Annotated in this window: 21 protein-coding genes and 2 tRNA genes; 16 read left to right on the top strand and 7 right to left on the bottom strand. The window is 66.3% G+C overall.

Annotated elements, in window-relative coordinates:
* Nucleotides 1–168: 168 nt before the first annotated feature.
* From QO014_RS08465 to QO014_RS08450, 4 genes are all read left to right on the top strand, one after another.
* Entirely contained in the window at nt 169–1,014 is an 846-nt protein-coding gene (locus QO014_RS08465; RefSeq protein ID WP_266348244.1) for an IclR family transcriptional regulator, read from the top strand.
* Nucleotides 1,011–2,516 carry a M81 family metallopeptidase gene (locus QO014_RS08460; RefSeq protein ID WP_266348243.1) on the top strand — a complete coding sequence of 502 codons (1,506 nt, stop codon included), beginning with the start codon at nt 1,011–1,013 and terminating at the stop codon, nt 2,514–2,516. The genes QO014_RS08465 and QO014_RS08460 overlap by 4 nt, the downstream gene beginning before the upstream one ends.
* Nucleotides 2,513–2,899, top strand: a complete 387-nt coding sequence (locus tag QO014_RS08455) for a RidA family protein (RefSeq protein WP_266348242.1) — start codon at nt 2,513–2,515, stop codon at nt 2,897–2,899. Before QO014_RS08460 ends, QO014_RS08455 begins: the two co-directional genes overlap by 4 nt.
* Nucleotides 2,900–3,009: 110 nt before the next feature.
* Nucleotides 3,010–4,374: an aspartate aminotransferase family protein gene (locus tag QO014_RS08450; RefSeq protein ID WP_266348241.1), complete on the top strand. Its 1,365-nt coding sequence runs from the start codon at nt 3,010–3,012 to the stop codon at nt 4,372–4,374.
* Nucleotides 4,375–4,824: 450 nt separating this feature from the next.
* On the opposite strand, the gene QO014_RS08445 is transcribed toward QO014_RS08450, so the two are convergent.
* Nucleotides 4,825–4,899, bottom strand: a tRNA-Gly gene (locus tag QO014_RS08445).
* Between the two features lie 288 nt (nt 4,900–5,187).
* Between QO014_RS08445 and QO014_RS08440 the strand changes: the two genes are divergently transcribed.
* From QO014_RS08440 to QO014_RS08420, 5 genes are all read left to right on the top strand, one after another.
* Nucleotides 5,188–5,778 carry an outer membrane protein gene (locus tag QO014_RS08440; RefSeq protein WP_266348240.1) on the top strand — a complete coding sequence of 197 codons (591 nt, stop codon included), beginning with the start codon at nt 5,188–5,190 and terminating at the stop codon, nt 5,776–5,778.
* A gap of 237 nt (nt 5,779–6,015) precedes the next feature.
* Entirely contained in the window at nt 6,016–6,504 is a 489-nt protein-coding gene (locus QO014_RS08435) for a prolyl-tRNA synthetase associated domain-containing protein (RefSeq protein ID WP_266348239.1), read from the top strand.
* A gap of 84 nt (nt 6,505–6,588) precedes the next feature.
* Nucleotides 6,589–7,512 carry a thioredoxin gene (gene trxA, locus QO014_RS08430; RefSeq protein WP_266348238.1) on the top strand — a complete coding sequence of 308 codons (924 nt, stop codon included), beginning with the start codon at nt 6,589–6,591 and terminating at the stop codon, nt 7,510–7,512.
* Nucleotides 7,513–7,524: 12 nt separating this feature from the next.
* Complete coding sequence (locus QO014_RS08425) at nt 7,525–8,202, top strand: LON peptidase substrate-binding domain-containing protein (RefSeq protein WP_266348237.1); 678 nt, start codon at nt 7,525–7,527, stop codon at nt 8,200–8,202.
* Between the two features lie 22 nt (nt 8,203–8,224).
* Nucleotides 8,225–8,425, top strand: coding sequence for a Trm112 family protein (locus QO014_RS08420; protein WP_266348236.1), 201 nt, complete (start codon nt 8,225–8,227; stop codon nt 8,423–8,425).
* 34 nt (nt 8,426–8,459) lie between these two features.
* Here the strand turns inward: QO014_RS08420 and QO014_RS08415 are convergent, their stop codons facing one another.
* A complete protein-coding gene (locus tag QO014_RS08415) occupies nt 8,460–9,698 on the bottom strand; it encodes a ubiquinone biosynthesis hydroxylase (RefSeq protein ID WP_266348235.1) in 1,239 nt (412 codons plus the stop codon).
* 222 nt (nt 9,699–9,920) lie between these two features.
* Between QO014_RS08415 and tesB the strand changes: the two genes are divergently transcribed.
* The 7 genes from tesB to xth all read left to right on the top strand — a co-directional run bounded on the left by tesB (nt 9,921) and on the right by xth (nt 18,771).
* Nucleotides 9,921–10,772, top strand: coding sequence for an acyl-CoA thioesterase II (gene tesB, locus QO014_RS08410; protein WP_266348234.1), 852 nt, complete (start codon nt 9,921–9,923; stop codon nt 10,770–10,772).
* Nucleotides 10,773–11,081: 309 nt separating this feature from the next.
* Nucleotides 11,082–11,420, top strand: coding sequence for a P-II family nitrogen regulator (locus QO014_RS08405; protein ID WP_266278742.1), 339 nt, complete (start codon nt 11,082–11,084; stop codon nt 11,418–11,420).
* A 162-nt stretch (nt 11,421–11,582) separates the two neighbouring features.
* Nucleotides 11,583–12,929, top strand: coding sequence for an ammonium transporter (locus QO014_RS08400; RefSeq protein ID WP_266348233.1), 1,347 nt, complete (start codon nt 11,583–11,585; stop codon nt 12,927–12,929).
* A 164-nt stretch (nt 12,930–13,093) separates the two neighbouring features.
* Complete coding sequence (locus QO014_RS08395) at nt 13,094–14,296, top strand: aminotransferase class I/II-fold pyridoxal phosphate-dependent enzyme (RefSeq protein ID WP_266348232.1); 1,203 nt, start codon at nt 13,094–13,096, stop codon at nt 14,294–14,296.
* Between the two features lie 24 nt (nt 14,297–14,320).
* Complete coding sequence (locus QO014_RS08390; RefSeq protein WP_266348231.1) at nt 14,321–16,876, top strand: FtsK/SpoIIIE family DNA translocase; 2,556 nt, start codon at nt 14,321–14,323, stop codon at nt 16,874–16,876.
* Between the two features lie 105 nt (nt 16,877–16,981).
* Nucleotides 16,982–17,623, top strand: a complete 642-nt coding sequence (locus QO014_RS08385) for a LolA family protein (protein ID WP_266348230.1) — start codon at nt 16,982–16,984, stop codon at nt 17,621–17,623.
* A 344-nt stretch (nt 17,624–17,967) separates the two neighbouring features.
* The gene (xth, locus tag QO014_RS08380) at nt 17,968–18,771 is read left to right on the top strand and encodes an exodeoxyribonuclease III (protein WP_266348229.1); all 804 of its coding nucleotides are present in this window, start codon (nt 17,968–17,970) and stop codon (nt 18,769–18,771) included.
* A gap of 363 nt (nt 18,772–19,134) precedes the next feature.
* Here xth and QO014_RS08375 read toward each other — a convergent pair whose 3' ends face one another.
* From QO014_RS08375 to QO014_RS08355, 5 genes are all read right to left on the bottom strand, one after another.
* Nucleotides 19,135–19,380 carry a hypothetical protein gene (locus QO014_RS08375; RefSeq protein WP_266348228.1) on the bottom strand — a complete coding sequence of 82 codons (246 nt, stop codon included), beginning with the start codon at nt 19,378–19,380 and terminating at the stop codon, nt 19,135–19,137.
* A 125-nt stretch (nt 19,381–19,505) separates the two neighbouring features.
* Nucleotides 19,506–19,581: transfer RNA gene (locus tag QO014_RS08370), tRNA-Thr, on the bottom strand.
* 101 nt (nt 19,582–19,682) lie between these two features.
* Complete coding sequence (locus QO014_RS08365) at nt 19,683–21,245, bottom strand: heme biosynthesis protein HemY (protein ID WP_266348227.1); 1,563 nt, start codon at nt 21,243–21,245, stop codon at nt 19,683–19,685.
* Between the two features lie 10 nt (nt 21,246–21,255).
* Entirely contained in the window at nt 21,256–22,455 is a 1,200-nt protein-coding gene (locus QO014_RS08360) for a COG4223 family protein (protein WP_266348226.1), read from the bottom strand.
* Between the two features lie 45 nt (nt 22,456–22,500).
* Nucleotides 22,501–23,232 carry a uroporphyrinogen-III synthase gene (locus QO014_RS08355; RefSeq protein WP_266348225.1) on the bottom strand — a complete coding sequence of 244 codons (732 nt, stop codon included), beginning with the start codon at nt 23,230–23,232 and terminating at the stop codon, nt 22,501–22,503.
* Nucleotides 23,233–23,236 lie beyond the last annotated feature (4 nt).

Genomic DNA, 23,236 nt, shown 5'->3' with positions numbered 1-23,236 from the left:
TAATGTAAAGGCGACAGCATTCGGACTGTCAACTCTTGTTATAGGAGAATGCTCCATAAGCCAGCGATTGTCTTGCCTAATGAATTCAGTTGGTGTCTTATCAATGGCGAAGCATCGCATATTGATGTTCTACAATGTGGAACTAACCTCTAGGCAAGATCCAGGACCATGACCGCATCCGGCGTGCCGAAGCGAGAGAGCGAAGCCAGTCATCCCGCCGCGGAAGCGCGCATCCAGTCGGTCGCGCGGGCCAAGGCGCTGCTGGATGCGATGTCGAGCGGCGAGTGGGTGTCGCTGCGCGATCTCGCGACGCGCACGGGTCTCGCCAAGACGACGGCTTTCAATCTGGTGACGGCGCTGGTCGATATCGGCCTCGCCGAGCGCGACGCCAAGGCCGGCGCCTATCGCCTCAGCCTGCAGCACCTCGTCTATGGCAAGGCCGTCGAGCGGCGCCTCGACATTGCGGCCATCGCCCGCCCGCATCTGATCCGCCTCTGCGCGGCGACACGCGAGACGGTCAATCTGGCCTTGCCCGGCCCGACTGATGCTGTGATCGTGGAGAGCCTCGAAGGAAGCCAGAGCCTGCGCGTCTCGTCCTATTCCGGCACCCGCGCGGCCTATCACTCGACCGCGTGCGGACGGGCGCTGCTGGCCTACCAGCCGCCCTCGTTCCGCCGCATCATCTATAATCTCGGCTCGCTGCCTGCTGCCACCGATCGCACGCTGACCGATCCCGAGGCGCTCGAGACGGTGCTGGAACAATGCCGCAGCCGGGGCTGGACCACCGAATTCGAAGAAAACGAGATCGGCGGCGCCTGTGTTGCCGCGCCGATCTTCGCGCCGGGCGGTGAGGCCATCGCCGCCGTCAGCATCGCCGGCCCGTCGGCCCGTTTCGAGCCGGAGGCGATCGAGAAGCTCGGCCGCCTGCTGGTCGCGAGCCTTGCCGAAATCACGGACGAACTGGCGGCTTCCGCCTCCGGCCAGGCCGACCACACCGCAGGAAATCGCCGATGAGCCGACCGCGCCGCGTCCTTCTGGCCGGACTGTTCCACGAGACCCACACCTTCGTGGACGAAATCACCCGGATCGAGGATTTCACCATCCTGCATGGCGCCGAGGTTCTCGGCCGCCAGGGCGACGGATCGACGATCGACGGGTTCCTTCAGGTTGCGGCCGAGGAGGGCTGGGACGTCGTGCCCGTCGCCGATTATGCGGCGCTGCCGTCCGGCACGGCCGACCACGCGGCGTTCGAGGCATTCTGGGACGAGTTGCAGGCGGGCCTCCGCCGCGCCCTCGCCGAGGGCGAACTCGATGCGATCTGGCTGGCGCTGCACGGCGCCATGGTGACGACCGAAATCGTCGATGCCGAGGGCGAGCTGCTCGCGCGCCTGCGCCGCGAACCCGGCGCGGAGCACCTGCCGATCTTCGGCGTCTTCGATCTGCATGCGACCTTCACGGCGGCCATGGCGCAGAACGCCAACGGGCTCGTCGCCTATCGCGAAAATCCCCATATCGACGCGCGCGATGCTGCCGTCCGCTCGGCCCGATTGCTCGCCCGCGCGCTCCGGGAGGTTGCCGCGCCGGCGATGCACGTGCGCAATGCGCCGATCATCTGGCCGCCGACCGGCACCGGAACCGCCGACCGGCCGATGCGCGATCTCGAAGCGCTCGCGCGGGAGATCGAGGCGGAGGACCCGGAAATCTGGGCGGTCAATGTCATCGGCGGCTATTCCTTTTCCGACGTGCCCGATGCCGGCGTCGCCTTCTCGCTGATCACCACCGGAAGCGCCGAGCGGGCCGAGGCGCTCCTCGACCGTCTCGAGACCCTCGCGATCTCGCTCCGCGAGCTGGGCCTGCCGGCGGAATGGCCGCTCGATGCGGCGCTTGAGAAGATCAAGAACGCCCCGGGTGGGCCGTACATCGTCGTCGAGCCCTCCGACAATATCGGTGCCGGCTCGCCGGGGGACGATACCGCGGTGCTGCGCGGCTTCCTGCGCCACGGCATTACCAATGCGGCGGTCGCGATCGCCGATGCCGCCGCCGTGCGCAGCCTGGCCGATGCGGCGATCGGCGAGACGCGCACGATCAGCGTCGGCGGCAAGGGCAGCCACCTCGGCGCCGGCCCGCTCGAGATCGACGCGGTCGTCGTCAGCCGTAGCGACGGCGCCTTCACGCTGGAAGATCGCAACAGTCACCTCGCGGCGGCACAGGGCATCCATTTCAGCATGGGCCCGTCGGTCGTGGTCCGCGTGGCGGGCGTGCTCGTGCTGCTGACCAGCCGCAAGACGCCGCCCTTTGATCTCGGCCAGCTGCGTTCGCAGGGCATCATACCCGAATCGTTGTCGGCCATTGGCGTCAAGGCGGCCGTCGCGCATCGCCGCGCCTATGATCCGATCGCCGCCGGCAGCTTCACCGTCGCGACGCCCGGCCCCTGCACCAGCGTGCTGACCAGTCTGCCCTATCGCCGGCTCCGCCAGCCGGTGTTCCCTATCTCCCAAACGTCGAGCACCCGATGATCGAATATCCCAGCGCGCCCGATACACCCCGCTCGCATCTGCCATTCAGCCCGGCGACGCGCGTCGGCGAGCTGATCTTCGTTTCCGGTCAGGCGTCGGTCGATGCCACCGGCAAGATCGTCTCGGACAGTTTCGAAGGCGAGATGCGCCGCTCCATCGAGAACCTGCGCAAGGTCCTGGAGACGGCGGGCAGTGACCTCGCCCATGTCGTGCAGACGCGCAACTACGTCCGCGACGGCGAAGACCTCGCCCAGTTCAACGCGATCTATCCGGAATATTTCACGGCGCCCTATCCGGCCCGCACCACCATCACCAACTGCCTGACCCCTGCGCTGCGCTATGAGATCGAGTGCATCGCCGTGGTCAGGGATCGCCAGCGATAGAGCCGGCCGGTCCTGTCCCCGCCTTTTCGCCCCCGCGAAAGCCGGCGGTTCATTCCCCAACATCCCGGCGGCCTTGCCTGCTGGAAGCGCACGCATCGAGGAGTCCCGCTTTGACCGCCCAATCCCCGGCCGAGACCCAGGCCAAAGCCCAGACCAGCCCCGCCCCGGACCTTCTTTCATTCGACAAGTCGGCCGAGGCGATCCGCACGAATTCCCGCTGGATGTCGGGCGGCGTCAACAGCAATTTCCGCCTCAACATCTCGCCGACGCCGCTGGTGTTCGAGCGCGGGGAGGGGCCGTATCTGCATGATATCGATGGCAACCGGCTGATCGACTATTACCTCGGCATGGGGCCGATGATCCTCGGCCACAAGCCGCCGGCGATCGTCGACGCCGTCAAGGCGCAGATCGACAAGGGCATCCTGTTCGCCGGGCAGACGGCCATCGAGGCGGAGGCGGCGCGCCTTGTCTGCGAGATGGTGCCGTCGGCCGAGCGCATGCGGTTCGGCTCCTCCGGTTCGGAGGTCGATCAGGCGGCGCTCCGTCTTGCCCGGGCGGCCACCGGCCGCGCCAAGATAATCAAATTCGAAGGCCATTATCACGGCTGGTTCGACAATGTGCTCTGGTCTACGGCGCCGCCGCTCGATGCCGCCGGTCCCGAAGAGGCGCCGATGCCGGTTGCCGGCAGCAAGGGGCAGCTCGCCGATACGGCGGCGACGGTCGTCGTGCTGCCCTGGAACAATCTCGAACTGCTGCGGGAGCGGCTCGCCGCCGGCGATATCGCGGCGGTGATCATGGAAGCGGCGATGTGCAATGCCGGCGCGGTGCATCCGGCTCCGGGCTATCTCGAGGGTGTTCGCGAGGCTTGCACCCGATATGGTACGATCCTGGTGTTTGACGAGGTCATCACCGGTTTCCGTCTCGCTCCGGGCGGCGCACAGCAGAAATTCGGCGTCACGCCCGATCTCTCCACCTTCGGCAAGGCGATCGCCAACGGCTTCCCGGTGGCGGCGATCGCGGGCAGGGCGGAGCTGATGGATCTGTTTTCGACCGGCGGTGTCGTCCATGGCGGCACCTACAACGCCCAGCCGGTCGCCATGGCGGCGACGGCGGCGACGCTGAAATCCCTGACGCCGGCGCTCTACAAGGAGATCGACCGGACCGGCTCGGCGCTGATGAACGGCATTCGGGAGATATTCGCATCGGCCGGCGTGACGGCGTCGGTCGCCGGTTTCCCGCAGGTCTTCCATGTCGCGCTCGGCCTGGAAGCCCCGGCGCAGAACTATCGCGATCTCGCCCGCATGAACCGCCCGGCCTATGTCGCGCTCGCCACCGCCCTGCTCAGGCGCGGCGTACGCGTGCTCGAACGCGGCGCCTGGTTCCTGTCGTCCACCCATGACGACGCGGTGATCGAGGAGACGCTTGCCGCGATGCGAGGCGCCGTGCAGGAGCTGAAGGCCAAAGGCACGCTTTAGGCTCGGTCCTCGATCTCAAAGCCTGCATCTTTAAGGCCGCCCGGCCGGCCTGTGCGTCGGCGGGGCGGCTTGAGCGTCACCCGTAGAAGCGCATTCAGCGTGTTTTGCGTGACGCCGTCGCGAAGCCGGCCACTGCAGCGAACTGTTTGCCCACCCACGTCGAGTCTGGCGACGGCGGGCCGGTCCATTGTTCTGATTCGCCGTTCTGATTCGCAAATCGCGCCGTGGCCGCCACCATGCCACCGCCCCGGCCGGTGTCGAGGCGCGCGCCGCCCTTTGTCCCGACCTCGTGATCACTGGAACAGCTGGCACCAGCAGCGCTAAGCGAGGCGGCTGGTGGCGCGGCTGGTCGAAAACCGCCACCTTGAATTCCCTGGTTCACTGAACCCCAAAACGCAAAAGGCCGCGGTGAACCGCGGCCTTTTCGCATTCCGGTGGGTGCCGGAAAATTGGAGCGGGCGAAGGGATTCGAACCCTCGACCCTAACCTTGGCAAGGTTATGCTCTACCCCTGAGCTACACCCGCATCCGTGCCCGGCGCTGCCGGACGGCGCACCTTATGACCGATGCTCCGGATGAATGCAACAGTGTTTTTCGTTGCCTTATTCGGCCTGTGGATTGCCACGATCTCGCCATCAGTCGCGGCATTTCTGCCGCAGCGCAGCAAAGACAGGCAGCCTTACCTTAGGTCGCCATTTGCTTTGCCATGGAAAGGTCGCCATCGCGCTGCTAGTTGCCGCCGCAAGGGGAATGTCGGGGGACGTTTCGGGGTGCCGGCCCATCGGGCGGCGCTTCCCATGTGATGAGGTACGTTATGAAGAAGTTTCTGATCGCCGGCGCCGCCCTGGTCGCCCTCACCGGCGCCGCTTCGGCAGCCGACCTGACCTATGAGCCGGCGCCCGCAGCGCCCGCCCCCGCAGCGGCTTCCGCCTTCGACTGGAATGGATTTTACGTCGGCGTCCATGGCGGCGCCGCCATCGGCGATTTCACCAAGGACTTCAGCGACAATGGCTCGACCGGCGGCCTTTTCGGCGCCCAGGCCGGCTATAACTACCAGATCGACCATTGGGTGATCGGCGTCGAGACCGACATCGCCTATTCGACGCTGTCGGATGTCGTCGATCTCGACTGGCTCGGCACGACCACGGCCCGCGCCGGCTATGCCTTCGACAACCTGCTGCTCTACGGCAAGGGCGGTGTCGCCTATGGCGATCTCAAATATGCCGACCAGAGCAACTGGTCGGTCGGCTGGACCGCTGGCGCCGGTGTCGAATACGGCTTCACCAAGAACATCACCGGCCGGCTGGAATATGACTATGTCAGCCTACCGAGCAAGGATTTCGGCGGTCTCGAAACCGGCCTCAACACCAACAACATCACGGTCGGCCTGAACTACAAGTTCTGATCGATCGCGTTTCAAACGAGACGGAAAGCCCGGCGCGCAATCGCCGGGCTTTTTTTTATGAGCCGGGCCCGCGAGCGCGTTTCCGGGCGAAGGGACACGCGGTTCGCGTGAAGGAAACGCAGCAAATCAAATAGATAGATCATTTCAGCGTTTCCGTGAGGCGGTGAAATGATCTAGAGAGGCGGCGGTGCCCCAAACGACAAGGCCTCTTCCATGCCGGTTTCGCGCGATCAGCTGATGAGTTTTCTCGCCGATCTCGGGATCGCGAGCATGACGACCGAGCATGAGCCGCTGTTCACGGTCGAGGAATCGCAGAGCCTGCGCGGGCGAATCGCCGGGCGGCACAGCAAGAACCTGTTCCTCACGGACAAGAAGGGCGCGTATTTCCTCGTCGTGGCGGAGGAAGACAGCGTGATCGACCTGAAGCGGCTGCATGAGCGGATCGGTGCCTCCGGCCGGCTCTCCTTCGGCTCGGCCGAGCGCCTCGCCGAACGGCTCGGCGTGCTGCCGGGCTCGGTGACGCCGCTGGCGCTGATCAACGATCAGCCGGCGACCGTCCAGATCATTCTGGACGCCGTCCTGCACGATGCCGACGCCGTCAATTTCCATCCGCTGATCAATACGGCCACCACGACGATCACGCCGGCCGATCTCGTCAAATTCCTGCGCGCGACCGGGCACGAGCCGCTGGTGCTCGAATTTTCGACGGCCAATCGCGTCGGCTGATTTGTAAATCGCGCGGCGAAGCGCCATCTTCACCCCCGAACGGGGCCTGGACACGCTGTCCGGCCAGGACCATCGAGGCATTCCATGAGTCAACCAAGCTATAGTTTCGGCGGCGGCTACCCTGCGGCCAACGGCGCCGATGATCCGATCAAGGATACGACGACCAAGGCCTTCGCCAAGGACGTGCTGGAGGAATCGAGACGCCAGCCGGTTCTGGTCGATTTCTGGGCGCCCTGGTGCGGCCCCTGCAAGCAGTTGACGCCCGTGCTCGAAAAGGTCGTGCGCGCGTCCAAGGGCGGCGTTCGCCTGGTCAAGATGAACATTGACGACCATCCGGAGGTCGCGGGCCAGCTCGGCATCCAGTCGATCCCGGCGGTCATCGCCTTTGTCGACGGCCGTCCGGTGGATGGCTTCATGGGCGCGCTGCCGGAAGGCCAGGTCAAGAGCTTCATCGACAAGATCGCCGGACCGGGCGGGCCTTCGGAGATCGAAGCGGCGCTGACCGAGGCCGAGGCGCTGCTCGAACAGGGCGCGAACGAGGAAGCGGCACAGCTCTTCGCGGCCGTGCTCGCGGCCCAGCCCGACGAATTGAAGGCGCTGGCCGGACTGGCCCGCAGCCATCTGGCGCTCGGCCAGCTCGACGAGGCCAAGGCGCTGATCGGGAGCGTGCCGGAGGAGAAGGCCGGCGACCAGCAGATCGCGGCCCTGCGGGCGCAGATCGCGCTGCTCGAGCAGCAGGCCGCGCTCGGCGACGAGGGCGAATTGCGCGCGCGCATCGAGGCCAATCCGAAGGATTATGCCGCCCTCTTCGACCTGGCGCTGTTGCGCAATGCCAAGAACGATCGCGAGGGTGCTGCCGACTACCTCCTTGAAATCGTGCGCCTCAATCGCAATTGGGAAGAGGAAAAGGCTCGCAAACAGCTGGTCCAGCTGTTCGAGGCCTGGGGATTGACCGACGAGGCCACGCTTTATGGCCGTCGGCGGCTGTCTTCACTGTTGTTTTCTTGAGGCTTTGACAGGATGCAGGCTGGTAATGCCACCTATGACGGACCCGATGACGTGATCGACATCGTGCCCGTCTTCCCGCTTTCGGCGGCGCTGCTGCTGCCGCGCGGGCAGATGCCGCTCAACATCTTCGAGCCGCGCTATGTCGCCATGGTCGATGCGGCCATGGCTGGCGGCCGGCTGATCGGCATGATCCAGCCGGCATCCGGCGCTTCCGACGAAGAGGAAAATCCCGCGCTCGCGCCGATCGGCTGCGTGGGCCGGATCACGTCCTATGCGGAGAGCGGCGATAATCGCTACATGATCTGCCTGACGGGCATTGCGCGCTTCCGCGTGATCGAGGAGATCGAGAGCGATGCGCCGTTCCGGCAGTGCCGCATCACCACGACGCCGTTTCAGTCCGATTTCGTCGAGAATGTCGGAGCCGAGACGGTCGACAGGCCGCATCTGCTCGAAGTCTTCCGTGCCTATCTCGAGGCGAACCGCCTCGAGGCCGATTGGGACAATATCGACCGGACGTCGAACGAGACGCTCGTCAACGCCCTGTCGATGATGAGCCCCTATGGCGCTGCGGAAAAGCAGGCGCTGCTCGAGGCGCCGGATCTGCGCACGCGGGCGGAGACATTGATCGCGCTCACCGAAATCGCGCTCGCGCGACGCGGTGATGGCGGTCCGCCGTCGCATCTGCAATAGCCGAAGAACGAGGGAGGCGCGCATGGCCCCGATCGAGCGTCCGGCGAGCCGGATCGACCCGAAGCTGCTCGAGATCCTGGTTTGTCCGCTGACCAAGACCGCGCTCGAATATGATGTCGAGCGGCAGGAACTCGTCAGCCGGGCCGCGCGGGTCGCCTATCCCATCCGCGACGGGATCCCGATCATGCTGCCGGACGAAGCCCGGCCGCTGGACGATATCTAGTCGTTCACCAAGGAGCGAGGAGAGGGCGCCTCGGCTAGAGGGTCTCGCCGCGCAGCAGGCGCGGGGCGCTTCCGCCGGCCTCCGACGCCGCGCCGATGAAGCGCTCCTTCAGCCTCGGCAGCCGGTCGACGAGGCCGAGGCCGACATCGCGGATAATCCGCAGCGCGGCGTTGTCGTTCGAGAACAGCCGGTTGAGCCCATCCGTCACCATGCCCATCTGCACGGTATCGAAGCGGCGCCAGCGCTCGTAACGCTCCAGAATATCGAGCGTGCCCGGATCGAGGCCGAGGCGGGCCGCCTCGACGATCGTTTCAGCCAGAGCGGCGGCGTCCTTGAAGCCCAGATTGAGGCCCTGCCCGGCGATCGGGTGGATCGCATGGGCCGAATCGCCACAGAGCGCGAAGCGCGGCGCGACGAAGCGCCGGGCGAGTGTCAGCCCGAGCGGGTAGGCGCGGCGCGGCCCTTCGGGCTCGATCGCGCCGAGATGGTGGCCGAAGCGACGCTCCAGTTCGAGGCGGAAGGTGAAATCGTCCGCGTGGATGATTCGCTCGGCCTGTTCCGTGCGTTCCGTCCAGACGAGCGACGACCGATTGCCCTTGAGCGGCAGGATGGCGAAGGGACCGGCCGGCAGGAAATGCTCTTCCGCCCGTCCGTGATGCGGCCGTTCATGCGAGACGGTGGCGACGATGCCGGACTGGCCATAGGACCAGCCGACCGTGCGGATCCCGGCAAGGTCGCGCAGGCGCGAGCGGGCGCCATCGGCCGCGACGAGCAGCTTGGCCGCGATGGTGCCGCCGCCGGAGAGGCGTATGTCGACATGGCCGGGGCGCTCGATGAAATCGGTGACGCTTTCGCCATGGAGCATCGTGACCCCGGCTTCCACCGCCGCGGCGGTCAGCGCGCCGACCAGGACGCCGTTCGGCACCATATGGGCGAAGGGCTCGCCATGCTCGGCCGTGCCGGCGAAGGTGAGAAACACCGGCCGGACCGGATCGCGCGTGCGGCTGTCGGTCACGATCATTTCCGTGATCGGCTGGCTCTCGGGCAGGATGCCTTCCCAGAGGCCGAGCGCATCGAGCATGCGCTTCGCGGCGGCGGCGATTGCCGAGGCGCGTGCATCGCGGGCCGCCGCACCGGCGGGCGCCGGATCGACGATCGCGACGGCGAGCGTGGGCGCACCGCGCTTCAGCGCGAGGGCGAGCGAAAGCCCGACATAGCCGCCACCGGCAATCAGGACGTCGACCGGCTCCCGGCTGAGATCGACTTGTGGCATGGCGTGTCCTCTTTCATGCGCGAGCGCGGGCGATCGGTTCGTTGCGGGCGCGGTCTGTCGGTCATGACAGTGTGTGCGCCCGGCTCGGCGTCTCGACCCGGCTGGTTGTCCCGGCACTGTGTCCAATGCCCATTCTTGTCGTCTTGACTTAGGTTTGCTGTCGCCGCAACTGAAGACGACGGCCTCGTGGGCCGATCCTCCCCATTGAGCGGCCATCCCACCTTGACCAACGACCTTCTCTCGATACTCGACCTCGAGCCGCTGGAACACAATCTGTTCCGCGGTCGCAGCTATGATCCGGGCTGGCAGCGCGTCTTTGGCGGGCAGGTGATCGGGCAGGCCCTCATGGCGGCCTCGCGGACCGTCGATGAGCGGCTGGTTCATTCGCTGCACGGCTATTTCCTCCGTCCGGGCGATCCGAAGGCGCCGATCATTTATGATGTGGAGCGCATCCGCGACGGCGGCAGCTTCACGACGCGGCGCGTCGTGGCGATCCAGCACGGCCAGCCGATCTTCTCCATGGCGGCCTCGTTCCATCTCGTCGAGGACGGGTTCGAGCACCAGATCGCGATGCCCGATGTCGCGGCGCCGGAAACGCTGCCCGACGAGGCCTATCTCGTGGCCGAGATCCTGAAGACGGCGCCGGCCTCGGCCCGCGCCTTCTGGGCACGCAAGCGCCCGATCGAAATCCGTCCCGTCGACCCCGAGGCCTTCATCAATCGCGCGCATCCCTCGCCGCGTCAGGCTATCTGGATCCGGGCGCGGGAGGCGCTCGGGGACGATCCCGTGCTGCATCGCTGCGTGCTCGCCTATGCCTCCGACCTGACGCTGCTCGACGCGACGCTGCTCGCCCATGGCCGCTGGGTGTTCGACGGCAGCCTGCAGGTCGCGAGCCTCGACCATGCCATGTGGTTTCATCGTCCCTTCCGCATGGACGACTGGCTGCTCTATGTCGAGGACAGCCCCTCGGCCCAGGGCGCGCGCGGCTTCAATCGGGGCAGCCTGTTCGACCGCGCAGGTCGGCTGATCGCATCGACGGCCCAGGAGGGGCTGGTGCGTCCGGTGGCACGCTGACGTCGGACGTGACGTACAATTAGGCGTTTTTTGGCCCTGTTGTGCCTACCATTAAGGCACATGGCGCGATTTGCTTAGCCGACGCTCAGAAATTGTGGCAAGCTGACGACGGATGGTCACGTCGAGCGGATGATTTGCCTCGGTTTTGCGCGATTCGACGATTGGCGAAAAAAATAAGCTGACTTGGCACGGACCTTGATTAGTTCACGCCGGTCAAAGCCTCCGCGTTGCTCGCGGCCGGCATTGCCGGTTCGGCGAGATCGACGCCATGCGGTCCGCTGGCCGCACAACGAGACGGGATCTGAAGACATGAAAATCGTTATGGCGATTATCAAGCCGTTCAAGCTTGACGAAGTGCGCGATGCCCTGACGGCAATCGGCGTCCAGGGCCTCACGGTGACTGAGGTCAAGGGCTACGGCCGCCAGAAGGGACATACGGAAATCTACCGCGGCACGGAATATGCCGTGAGCTTCCTCCCGAAGCTCAAGATCGAGGTGGCCGTGCCGAGCGAGACGGTCGACAAGGTGGTCGATGCCATTTCCGGCGCCGCCAAGACCGGCCAGATCGGCGATGGAAAGATCTTTGTCTATTCGATCGATCAGGCGGTGCGCATCCGCACGGGCGAAACCGACACCGATGCGCTTTGAGACCACCTTCCCAGTACGTGTCGTTGCCGCAAGGCAAGGGAGTGATGGGGCACGATGACTGTAAACTATTTCGACAATCCAGCTTCAAACAGCCGCGAGAAGGGACTGTTCGTCCCGGGTGCAGGCAGCCGACCTGACGGTCGGTCCGACAGGAGAGGTCCGATGAATCTGAGAACTGCCAAGTATTCCCTTCTCGGTGCGGGATGGGCGCTTCTCGCGTCCACCGTGGCGAGCCTGGCGCAGGATGCCGCGCCGGCTGCTGCCGATGCCGCCGCCGCTGCCGCTCCTGCCGCGCCGGTCCTGAATTCGGGCGACACCGCCTGGATGCTGGTCTCGTCGGTCCTCGTGCTGTTCATGATCGTGCCGGGCTTGGTTCTGTTCTATGGCGGCCTCGTCCGCGCCAAGAACATGCTCTCCGTGCTGATGCAGGGACTGCTGATCGCCTCGATCGTCATGGTCGCCTGGGTGTTCTACGGCTACAGCCTGGCCTTCACCGATGGCGGACCGTTCATCGGCGGCCTGTCCAAGGCCTTCCTCGCCGGCATTGCGCCGGACACGCTCTCGGGCACGATCCCGGAATATGTCTTCGTCTGCTTCCAGATGACCTTCGCCGCCATCACGCCGGCGCTGATCATCGGCGCCTTCGCGGAACGCATGAAGTTCTCGGCCGTGCTGCTGTTCTCGCTGCTCTGGCTCACCTTCATCTACGCTCCGATCGCGCACACGGTCTGGCAGTCGACGGGCTACATGTTCCAGCTCGGCGCGCTTGACTTCGCCGGCGGCACGGTCGTCCACATCAATGCCGGTATCGCCGGTCTGGTCGGCGCCATCCTCGTCGGCAAGCGCATCGGCCTCGGCAAGGAGCTGATGGCGCCGCATTCGCTGACGCTCTCCATGGTCGGCGCTGCCATGCTGTGGGTCGGCTGGTTCGGCTTCAACGCCGGTTCGGCTCTCTCGGCCGGTCCGATCGCCGGTCTCGCCACGATCAACACCTTCGTCGCCACGGCGGGTGCCGCCATCGGCTGGTGCTTCATCGAGTGGATCGTCAAGGGCAAGCCCTCGATGCTCGGCGCGATCTCGGGCGTCGTCGCCGGTCTCGTCGCGGTGACCCCGGCTGCCGGCTTCGCTGGTCCGGTCGGTTCGATCGTGCTCGGCTTCGGCGCTGCGATCGTCTGCTTCTTCTTCGTCACCACGGTGAAGAACGCCTTCGGCTATGACGACGCGCTCGACGTGTTCGGCGTGCACTGCGTTGGCGGTATCGTCGGCGCGATCGCGACCGGCATCCTCGTCAGCCCGTCGCTCGGCGGCGTCGGCATCAAGGACTACGCGATGGGCCACCAGGTCTGGGTCCAGATCCAGGCCGTGCTCTTCACGCTGGTCTGGTCGGCGGTGGGTTCGGCGATCCTCTTCAAGATCGTCGACGTCATCATCGGCCTGCGTGTCCGCCCCGAAGTCGAGAGCGAAGGCCTCGATATCGTGGAGCTCGGCGAGCGCGCCTACCACAGCTGATCCGGTCTCCGGGGCGCCTTGGCGCTCCGGTCTTCCGAGACGTGAATATCTGGAAGCCCCGGTCTCGCCGGGGCTTCTTTTTTGCACAGCGCGCGGCGCTGTCGGGCGATGGTTAAAGGCGGCTTAACCAAAGCCGGGCTAGGGTCCTCAAATCGAATCCATCAATGAGGACCGGCGCCATGCTCGGCACGACGAGCGCCCGCAAAGCGATCTCGCCCTTTGTCCGGTTGAACGACCGTCTGGCCGGCATCGTGCCCGGCCTGTCGCCGATCAATCTGGGTCTCGGCGAGCCACAGCATCCGATCCCGTCCTTCGTCGGCCCGGTGCTGGCCGAAAATCTCGAATCCTTCGGCCGCTATCCCGCCATTCGCGGCACGGATGAGTTCCGCCAGACCATGGCGGGCTGGCTCGACCACCGCTACGGGCTGACGTCGACGCCGGTCGATCCCGAACGCATGGTTCTTCCGCTGAACGGGTCGCGCGAGGGGCTGTTCTTCGCGGCGCTCGGCGCGCGCGAGCGCGCCACGAACATCGCCCGCCCGGTGATCCTGCTGCCGAACCCGTTCTACCAGGCCTATGCCGCCGGGGCCGAAGCCGCAGGCGCCGAGGTGATCCTGCTCGAGGCCGGGCCGGAGGAGCGCTACCAGCCCGATCTCTCCCGCCTCTCCGACGATATTCTCGCGCGCACCATCGCCGTCTACATCGCGTCCCCTGTGGCGCCGCAGGGCAGCGTCGCGACGCTGGAGGACTGGACGCGGCTCATCAGCGTCGCCCGGCAGCGTGATTTCATGATCTTCGCCGACGAGTGCTATTCCGAGATCTATCGCGACGAGCCGCCGCATGGCGTGCTCGAGGCCGCCGATCGCCTCGGCGAAGGCTTCGCCAATGTGCTGGCGTTTCATTCGCTCTCGAAGCGGTCGAACCTGCCGGGGCTGCGCTGCGGCTTCGTCGCCGGCGACCCGCAGTTCATCACGGGCTGGACGCGGCTGCGCAACATGGCGGCGCCGCAGGTTCCGGGCCCGATCCAGGCCGTCGGCGTCGCGGCCTATCGCGACGAGGCGCATGTCGTGGAGAACCGCGCGCTCTATAACGAGAAATATCGCCTTGCCGCCGAGATACTCGGGCCGGACCTCTGCCCCACCGTGCCGGAGGGCGGATTCTTCCTCTGGCTCGATGTCGGCAATGGCGAGGAGGCGGCCGTGCGGCTCTGGCGCGAGGCGGGCGTGCGCACGATTCCGGGCGGCTATCTCTCGCTGCCCGGCGCCGATGGCCTCAATCCCGGCGATGGCTTCATCCGTGTCGCCATGGTTCAGGATATCGCCACCACCAAGGAAGCTCTGACGCGCATGGCACGCGTGCTCGGCTGATTCGGGGAAGGATACGGTTCGACGATGCGTTCGACACGATCGGTTTCGCTGCCCATGCCGTCCGATGACGGGGAGGGGCTTTCGCGGCTCCTGCGCCGCCATGTCGGCCTGGTGATCGGCGTGGCGCTCCTGGCGGGCGCTGCGGCGATCGCTGCGAGCCTCGTCACCTGGACCGTCGACGACCCGTCGCTTTCCTATGCGGCGGCCAAGCCCGTGGTCAATATTCTCGGCTTTCCCGGCGCCATCATCTCCGACCTGCTGATGCAGTTCTTCGGCCTCGCCGCGGCCGTCCTGCTGCTGCCGGCCGTGTTCTGGGGCTGGCGCGGGCTGTTCGGTGGCCGTTCCTTTCGCGGCATGATGATCGCGAGCTGGCTCGCCGCCCCGCTCGCTGCCGCCGCGTCCCTGTCCTATGTCCCGGTGACCGCGCATTGGCCGCTGCCGACCGGGCTCGGCGGCGTGCTGGGCGATGTTCTGGGCCGTATCCCGAACCTCGTGCTCGGCGGCCCGCCGACCGGCAATGCCGCGACGATCGCTCCCGCCCTCTTCGCGCTTCTGAGCTTCGCGCTGCTGCTGCATGCCGCCGGCTTTGTTCGCCTCGGTCGCCGCGATGATGAACGCCCGGCGCGCGAGAATGCGCCGCGTCCCGCAGCCAAGCGGCAGCGCGAGGTCGAGCCCGACGATGTCGACGCTTTTGATGACGACGAGCGCGGCAGCTTCTTCGCCGTACCGCTCGGTGCTCTCGCCCATTGGGGGTATTCGGCGCGCGCGAGTGTCGGGCGGCTGTTCCGTCGGCATGACGATGAGGACGACGTCCCGGTCCGTCCGGTCGGCGGTCGCGAGCCATCGGTCGATGGCGGACGGCGCGAGCCGCGCATGGTGCCGCGCAGCGTCGCGCCACGCGGCGGGGCCATGCCCGAGGCCGCGCTCGATGACGAGGACGATGAGGACGATGATCAGCTGAGCCCGCTGCCTTCGGCGCGGGTGAGCGCGCCGGCACCACGGCCGAAGGCCGGCAAGCGGCTCGCGCAGGATGCACAGCCCTCGCTGCTGAAGAATGAGAGCTTCGAGCTTCCGGCCCTGCAGTTCCTGGCGGAGCCGCGCGCCGTCGACCCCCGCGCCAAGATCAATCTCGAGGCGCTGGAGCAGAATGCGCGCGTGCTGGAAGGCGTGCTCGATGATTTCGGCATTCGCGGCGAGATCATCAATGTCCGCCCGGGCCCGGTCGTGACGCTCTACGAACTGGAGCCGGCGCCGGGCATCAAGTCGTCCCGCGTCATCGGCCTGGCCGACGATATTGCGCGTTCGATGAGCGCAATCGCCGCCCGCGTCGCCGTCATCCCCGGCAAGAACGCGATCGGCATCGAATTGCCGAATGCGCGCCGCGAGATGGTGTTCCTGCGCGAGCTGCTCGCGGCCGAGGATTTCGAGAAGTCGAAGGCGCGGCTGCCCATGTGCCTCGGCAAGACGATCGGCGGCGAACCCGTCATCGCCGATCTGGCGCGCATGCCGCACCTGCTCGTTGCCGGCACCACCGGCTCGGGCAAGTCGGTCGCGATCAACACCATGATCCTGTCGCTGCTCTACCGGCTCCGGCCGGATGAATGCCGGCTGATCATGATCGACCCGAAAATGCTCGAACTCTCCATCTATGACGGCATTCCGCATCTGCTGACGCCCGTCGTCACTGATCCCAAGAAGGCCGTCGTCGCGCTCAAATGGACCGTGCGCGAGATGGAGGACCGGTATCGCAAGATGTCGAAGGTCGGCGTGCGCAACATCGACGGCTACAATGCCCGTGTCGGCCAGGCCAAGGCGCGCGGCGAGGTGCTGACGCGCACGATCCAGACCGGTTTCGACAAGGAGACGGGCGAGGCGGTCTACGAGCAGGAAGACCTGCCGCTCGAGCCGATTCCCTATATCGTCGTGCTGATCGACGAGATGGCCGACCTGATGATGGTCGCCGGCAAGGATATCGAAGGCGCCGTCCAGCGTCTGGCGCAGATGGCGCGCGCCGCCGGCATCCATGTGATCATGGCAACGCAGCGCCCCTCGGTCGACGTCATCACCGGCACGATCAAGGCGAACTTCCCGACCCGCATCTCCTTCCAGGTCACGTCCAAGATCGACAGCCGCACCATCCTCGGCGAGATGGGCGCGGAACAGCTGCTCGGCCAGGGCGACATGCTCTACATGGCCGGCGGCGGCCGCATCCAGCGCGTCCACGGCCCCTTCGTCTCCGACGAGGAGGTCGAGCGCATCGTCAAGCACCTGAAGACGCAGGGCCATCCCGACTATCTCGATTCCATCACCGAGGATGACGGCGAGACGGAGGAGGGCGGCGAGGCCGGCGGACCGATCCTCGGCGGCGAGGAATCGAACGATCTCTACGACAAGGCCGTCGCCGTCGTCTTGCGCGATCGCAAGGCCTCCACCAGCTATATCCAGCGGCGCCTTTCGATTGGCTATAACCGCGCCGCCTCGCTGATCGAGCGCATGGAGAAGGAAGGCCTCGTCGGGCCCGCCAACCATGCCGGCAAACGCGAGATCCTGGTCGGTGGCGAGGATGAAGGCCGGTTCTGAGCCGGCTGTCGCGCCCCGAAATCGCCATCAAACGTCCTTAGGGCGAGAACCGACGGGCAATCCGGTCGGCTTCGCGCCGTCCACGACACGAAGGAAAGACGAATCGTGACGTTCGACAAGGTTTCACGCTCGACGCGCCGCGGTTTCCTGGCTTCTTCCGTCGGCTTCGCCCTGATGGCCGCCGCCGGGCCCGCCTATGCCGCCTTTACGCCCCAGCAGACCGACGCGCTGGGCAAGATCAACAGCTATTTCAACGCGATCCGCACCATGCAGGGTCGTTTCATCCAGTTCGGGCCGAATGGCGAGCAATCGGATGGCGTGTTCTTCATCAGCCGTCCGGGCAAGATCCGCTTCCACTATAGCCCGCCGGTCAAGATGGATGTGATCTGCGACGGCAACCAGGTCGCTGTGCGCGACAGCAAGGTGATGACGCAGGATCTCTATCCACTCGCCAAGACGCCGCTGCGCTACCTGCTGGCCGACCGGATCGACCTGACATCGGCCGATATCGTGCGCCAGCTGATCGAGGAGCCCGACCTGATCTCGCTGGTGCTGAAGCAGGACAGCGCCTTTGGCGATGGCAGCCTCAAGCTCATCTTCGACAACAAGACATTCGAGTTGCGCCAGTGGGTCGTGACCGATGCGCAAGGGCTCGATACGTCGGTTGCAGTCTACGATGTCGAGATCGGCCGGCCGGCCGATCCCAAGAATTTCAAGATCGACTACTACCTGCCGAACTCGAAGTAGCCCGCTCGCGTTGTTGTGAACGATTCCAAACCGCCCCTGGTTAAGCTGCTCTTGAATTATTCGGCGAATACACCAAATCATGTTGTGAGCGGGACATTCCATCGATCGGTAGTGCCCCCCGTCTCGCCGTAGATGGTCCCGCCATGCGCCGCGTCTATCAGACGGGCGCGGAGCGCTGAAAAGCGCAACGCCCAGCCTCCCCCGGGGCTGGGCGTTTCCTTTTCAAGCCTCACCGGAGCCGCATCCAGGCGCTCTCAATTCGGCGGTTCTTCTCAGCTTTTTCTTGGCCTCCGTCGCGTGATCCCGTATTGGCACCCGTCGGCCTCATGCCGCTGGGACAAGTCATGACGATCAGCATCGCGACCTGGAACATCAACTCGGTTCGGCTCCGGATCGATCTCGTCACCTCCTTCCTCGAGGCGCATCGCCCAGACATTCTCTGTCTGCAGGAGATCAAGTGCATCGAGGGGAACTTCCCCGCCGCCGCCTTCAAGAAGCTCGGCTATACGCATCAGGTCGTTCATGGGCAGAAGGGCTATCACGGCGTCGCGACCGTGGCGCGCGTGCCCTTCATCGAGAGCAATCGGCGCGGTTTCTGCGGCAAGGATGATGCCCGCCACGTCTCGGTGACGCTCGCCGATCGCGAAGTGCCGATCACGCTGCATAATTTCTATGTCCCGGCCGGCGGCGACGAGCCCGATCCCGCAATCAACGAGAAATTCGCGCACAAGCTCGGCTTCCTCGACGAGATGCGGTCCTGGCTCACGGGCGCGGAGACCAATCGTCCGGCGATCCTCGTCGGCGATCTGAACATCGCGCCGCTGGAGCAGGATGTCTGGTCGCACAAGCAGTTGCTGAACGTCGTCAGCCACACGCCGGTCGAGACCGAGAAGCTCGAAGCGGTACGCGCGGCCGGCGGATGGGTCGATGCCATGCGGCAGTTCGTTCCGGCCGATCAGAAGCTCTACACCTGGTGGAGCTATCGCGCGCAGGACTGGGAAGCGTCGGATCGCGGCCGCCGCCTCGATCATGTCTGGGTGACGCCGCCGCTGCGCGGTCGCTTGCTCGGCATGGAGGTCATCCGCGAGGCGCGCGGCTGGAACAGGCCCTCGGACCATGTCCCCGTCATCGTGAAGATAGCCGCCTAAATTATCGGAGCGACGATCCCGCATCCCCAAATGATGAGGGCAACCACCGCGGCCGAAGCCATGATGGTTGCCCTGTCATTCTCATGGCCAGCCGGGAAAAACACACCGATACGCGACCACGGGATCACTATGGCCTGAGATTGCTACTTTCTGGTTAAGAGCGAGGCCTCGACCAAAAAAACCTCGCGTCACACTGCATTCTCGTGTGTTGACAGCCCGGCGCACTTCGCTCAAATTCGCGCTGCATTGCGCCAGTATCGCTTTTGAAAGGCGCGCGAGACGGCCCGATTTTCGTTTTTTCAAAGAGGGGTCCGGGGGAAATATTGCTAAGGGCACCCAGTCGTTTTTGGCGGGTGCCCTTTTTCATTCCAGGATGGCGGTGATCGCGGTCGCCGGCTCGCAGCGGAAGATCACCTCGAAATCACCCTTGTCACGGACGGAGACTGCTGAGCTGGCGAACCCGATTTCGCAGGCGCTTTCCGCCATTTTGACCGCTATCTTGACGGCGTCGTCATAGCTTGAAAAGCGGCCGAGATCGGTGCCGTCATGGTGAACCGTCCAATCGGTACCGGCTGGGTCCGGCACGATATAGTAGGTCGCATTCTCCATCGAACCTCCGCCTCGGATCGGAGCCGGAAGCCGGACCGTTCCCGTCAGCGCCTGTTCGTCGAACCGACAGGCACCGCATGCAAGGAGCCGCCGGACAATCTTCGCAATGACTTCCGGGGGAAATGTGGTGCCGCTTACAGGATTCGAACCTGTGACCCCATCATTACGAATGATGTGCTCTACCAGCTGAGCTAAAGCGGCGTACCGGGTATCTCACGCCCGTCGGCGTCGACGGCTGCGGGAACCGGCGCGTTAATAGCCATATTCGGCGCCGGTTTCAAGCCCGGTGCCGAATATCCTGTTCATTGCAGACGCAGACGGTCGATCGGGACCGGCGCGATGTCCTCGACACCCGGGTCGTCGGGCGGCGGCGGCAGGTCTGCGAGCGCTACGGTGGCGCTGCGTTCCGGCGCGGTCGCGACGGCCGGCTTCATCTCCACCTTCGCGGCGGCGGGTGCAGGCGGTGGGGTCGGGGCAGGCGCCGGGGTGGCGTCGATCGTCAGCGAGAGTGTGTCGCCGTGATCGGTCTCCTCGCCCGCCGGCTCGGCGTCGAGCTCCAGGGCCGGGCGGTATTCGTCCGGAAGCGCCACGGTCGGTCGCCGCCATTCGAACGCGTCGATCCGGCCGGAAATCGGCGAGATCGGCGCCCAGGCCGGGAAGGCGTAGCCATCGGCCATCCAGACCGAATCACGCGGCGAGCGGACGGCCCGGCCGAGCCATTCGCGGGCGCGGCCACGGTCCCCCGCGGCACCCTGCTCGATTTCGGCCATCAGCAGGCAGAAGCGTTCGGTGCGGTCTTCCTCGCGGATCGAGGCCAGATGGCGGCGCGCCTCGGCCCATTCGCGCGCATCGATCGCGGCGCGTGCGAGAGCGAGCTGGCTTTCCGGATGTAGCGGGCGGAGCGCGGCGAGCTTTTCAGCGCGCTTCAGCCGGTCCAGCGCCGTGTCGCCGGTCCGTATCTCGGCATAGGCTTCGGCCAGTTCCGGATGCGGCTCGATCTTCCATGCGGCTTCGAGGATCTTCGAGGCGCGCTTCATGTCGCCGCCCCTGATCAGCACGCGGCTCGCGAGCGTCGCGGCCGGAACGAGGCCCGGGGCGAGCTTGACGGCTTCGAGCGCAACCGCCTTGGCGTCGTCGGGCTCGGCGGCCTCGAGATCGAGCCCGCGCGCCGTGAGCAGCACGGCCCGCAGCCTGTGGGCCTGGCCACGATCGACGAGCTTGGCGTGGAGGTTGGCGCCGAGCGTCAGCAGCGCGCCCTGCCAGTCGCCCGCCGCCGCCTGGTATTCGAACAGCGCCGTGCCGGCCCATGCGAGGCTCGGCGCCGCGGCGGCGGCCTCCTTCGCATAGTGATGGGCCGCTTCATGCTCGCCCGCGCGCTGGGCCTCGACAAAGAGGCCACGCAGGCCGAGCAGGCGCGTCTCGGGCACCTCCACCATGCTCTCAAAGGCCTGGCGCGCGGCAACCGCATCGCCCGTGAGCTGGGCGGATTGGGCGGCGAGCAGCAGCGTCAGCGGCTCGTCCTTCAGAATCTTGCGCGATTCGACGGCGAAGCGCTTGGCGCGCTTCACGTCGCCCGCGCCGATCGCGATCATGCCGCGTGACAAGGCGCGATAGCCACGGTCGCGCCGGCGCCCGGACATCCAGTCACCGAACAAGCCCGGCGCGCGAAAGACGGTCACGATCAGCCACAGGACGAAGGCGATCGCGACGAACAGCGCCGCCAGCGCCACGGCGCCGACCATCAGGCTGGTGTGGACTTCATAGCCCTGCCAGACCATGGCGATCTCGCCCGGCCGATCGGCGAGCCAGGCAAAGCCGGCGGCGATGGCGAAGACCAGGGCGATATAGATGAGGATGCGGATCATCGAGGTCCCGTCAGTTTGCAGGTCCGCTGGCGTCGAGCTGCTTCAGCGCGGCATCGATGGCGACACGCTTGCGCGCGGCGTCCGCCCATTCGGCCAGGGGAGCCCTCGCCACGGAATCGAGTCCTTCGGCCTCCTGCAGCGCGGCGGCGAGATCGCCCGCGCTGACGGCTGCCTCCATCCGCGACACGATCGCCGTCGTCGTGCTGCCGGCGACCGGGCCTGCCGGCTTGACGGAGACGAGCGAGCCGGCCGAGGCGGCGAGGCGGTCGAAGATGCCGGCATTCGGGTCGACCTTCATCGAGGCGGCCCGGATCTGGTCCGCGATTGCAGGGAATGCAGCCACGAGCGCGGATCGGGACGGAGCGCCACCGGCCGCCAGCGGCGCCAGCGCGGCATCCTCGACGCCGAGCGTCTTCAGCGCGGCGAGCTCGTTCTCGAACGGGCCGCCGGCGGTCGCGGCCTGCCGCAGCGTGGTGAGCGCGATGGTGCGGGCGGCGGCCTCGGTCCTGGGGTCGACGGGGGGATGCTGCTCGATCTGGTCGATCCGCGCGGCGAGCTGTTCGACATTGGCCTGGAGCGGCGTCAGGTCGATGGGCGGGGCTTGAGGCGCAGCCTCAGGCCGTGCTTCGAGCGCGGCGAGCCGCTGCTCGATCGGCGCGAGGTCGGCCGGTGCCGCTGGCTCGCTGGTGCCTTTGGGCAGGTTGTCGAACGCGGTCTTCAGCCCGGCGATCTGCTGATCGATGGCGTCGAGCCGGCCCGTGTCGATCGGCGCGGGCGTCTCGGTGGTCCTGGCCGCGATGCCGGCTTCGAGGCCATCGAGCCGCGAGGCGATGGTGGCAAACCGCGAATCGATGCTCGCCTGCGTGACCGTGTCGGTTCCAGGGGCCATCAGGAAGGCCGTCAGCAATCCGCCGATGACGCCACCGCCTATGGCGGCGCCGGCGATCTGGACGAGGCTGCCCATGCCCGACTGGCGCGGCGCCGCTTCCTGCCGCGGGGGCTCTTCCTGGCGCGGCGGAGGCGGCAGATCGACTTCTGGATCCTCGCTCGGCGGAACGGGCGCGGCCGGCTCTTCCGCAACGGGTTCGATGATCGGCGGCGCGGTATTGTCGTCCGGCTCCGCCTCGAGATCGATCGTGACCGGCGGGCGTTTCCGCCGTTGTCCGGTCGTGTCGCCCGTTGCCGGGTTAAAGATGTCCTCGTCGGCCATGTGCCTCGGTCTCACACTTCTTTGGGGGCAGTATAGGGCAAACCCCTAACGTATGCCTGCGTCCGATGTTCCGGTCGGGTTCGGTAGCAGGGCGAGGAGGGAATCCTCTGTCGGTTCGGCCGCGACACTGATGCGCCCGAAATCGAACGGTGACGCGGCTTTGTCGGATATGGCGAAGAGCCGGACCGCGCTCATGAACGGCGCCAGCTCATGCTGGTCGACCAGCGCCCGAAAGATCGCCGCCGTGCGCTGCGAATAGAGCAGGACGCCATCCAGCGTCCCGGATCTGATGTCGCCGACGACCGAATCAGGCAGCGCCGCGAGCGGCTGCATCCGGTAGCTCTCGACGACTTCGATCGGATAGCCGGCAGCGGTCAGATCCTCGGCCAGCCGGCCCGATCGGGCATCGGTCGTCAGGTAGAGAAGGGGACCATCCTCCGGCCTGCGGATCGCCATCACCAGCGCGGTCAGGTCCTCGACGTCGCCATCGGCCGAGCGAACATCGCTGAAGCCGGCCTCGAGCGCGAGGGCGGCGGTGTGCTCGCCGACGCAAAGCACTGGAATATCGGCCCAATCGGCGATCTCCGGCCAGCGCGCCACGCCGCGCGTCGCATTGCCGCTGGTGAGCAAGATCGTCCGTGGTCGGACGAGCCCGGCCGGCGGCGGCAGGAACTCGGCCACCAGGATCGAGGCGATGGCCGTCTCGTGACCGAGCGCCTCCAGCCGGGCGGCCGTCCTGGCCGCGTCGGGTTCGGGACGGGTGACGAGGATCTTCATGCGC

The sequence above is a fragment of the Kaistia dalseonensis genome (assembly GCF_030814715.1).
Classification (GTDB): domain Bacteria; phylum Pseudomonadota; class Alphaproteobacteria; order Rhizobiales; family Kaistiaceae; genus Kaistia; species Kaistia dalseonensis.
Note: the sequence above shows the minus strand (reverse complement) of the source record. Positions and strands in the feature narration are given on the sequence as shown.

Bases quoted from the DNA above. Each gene is read 5' to 3' on its own strand.
- QO014_RS08465 (WP_266348244.1), top strand. From the start codon at position 169: ATGACCGCATCCGGCGTGCCGAAGCGAGAGAGCGAAGCCAGTCATCCC.
- QO014_RS08460 (WP_266348243.1), top strand. From the start codon at position 1,011: ATGAGCCGACCGCGCCGCGTCCTTCTGGCCGGACTGTTCCACGAGACC.
- QO014_RS08455 (WP_266348242.1), top strand. From the start codon at position 2,513: ATGATCGAATATCCCAGCGCGCCCGATACACCCCGCTCGCATCTGCCA.
- QO014_RS08440 (WP_266348240.1), top strand. From the start codon at position 5,188: ATGAAGAAGTTTCTGATCGCCGGCGCCGCCCTGGTCGCCCTCACCGGC.
- QO014_RS08435 (WP_266348239.1), top strand. From the start codon at position 6,016: ATGAGTTTTCTCGCCGATCTCGGGATCGCGAGCATGACGACCGAGCAT.
- trxA (WP_266348238.1), top strand. From the start codon at position 6,589: ATGAGTCAACCAAGCTATAGTTTCGGCGGCGGCTACCCTGCGGCCAAC.
- QO014_RS08425 (WP_266348237.1), top strand. From the start codon at position 7,525: ATGCAGGCTGGTAATGCCACCTATGACGGACCCGATGACGTGATCGAC.
- QO014_RS08420 (WP_266348236.1), top strand. From the start codon at position 8,225: ATGGCCCCGATCGAGCGTCCGGCGAGCCGGATCGACCCGAAGCTGCTC.
- QO014_RS08415 (WP_266348235.1), bottom strand. From the start codon at position 9,698: ATGCCACAAGTCGATCTCAGCCGGGAGCCGGTCGACGTCCTGATTGCC.
- QO014_RS08405 (WP_266278742.1), top strand. From the start codon at position 11,082: ATGAAAATCGTTATGGCGATTATCAAGCCGTTCAAGCTTGACGAAGTG.
- QO014_RS08400 (WP_266348233.1), top strand. From the start codon at position 11,583: ATGAATCTGAGAACTGCCAAGTATTCCCTTCTCGGTGCGGGATGGGCG.
- QO014_RS08395 (WP_266348232.1), top strand. From the start codon at position 13,094: ATGAGGACCGGCGCCATGCTCGGCACGACGAGCGCCCGCAAAGCGATC.
- QO014_RS08390 (WP_266348231.1), top strand. From the start codon at position 14,321: ATGCGTTCGACACGATCGGTTTCGCTGCCCATGCCGTCCGATGACGGG.
- xth (WP_266348229.1), top strand. From the start codon at position 17,968: ATGACGATCAGCATCGCGACCTGGAACATCAACTCGGTTCGGCTCCGG.
- QO014_RS08375 (WP_266348228.1), bottom strand. From the start codon at position 19,380: ATGGAGAATGCGACCTACTATATCGTGCCGGACCCAGCCGGTACCGAT.
- QO014_RS08365 (WP_266348227.1), bottom strand. From the start codon at position 21,245: ATGATCCGCATCCTCATCTATATCGCCCTGGTCTTCGCCATCGCCGCC.
- QO014_RS08360 (WP_266348226.1), bottom strand. From the start codon at position 22,455: ATGGCCGACGAGGACATCTTTAACCCGGCAACGGGCGACACGACCGGA.
- QO014_RS08355 (WP_266348225.1), bottom strand. From the start codon at position 23,232: ATGAAGATCCTCGTCACCCGTCCCGAACCCGACGCGGCCAGGACGGCC.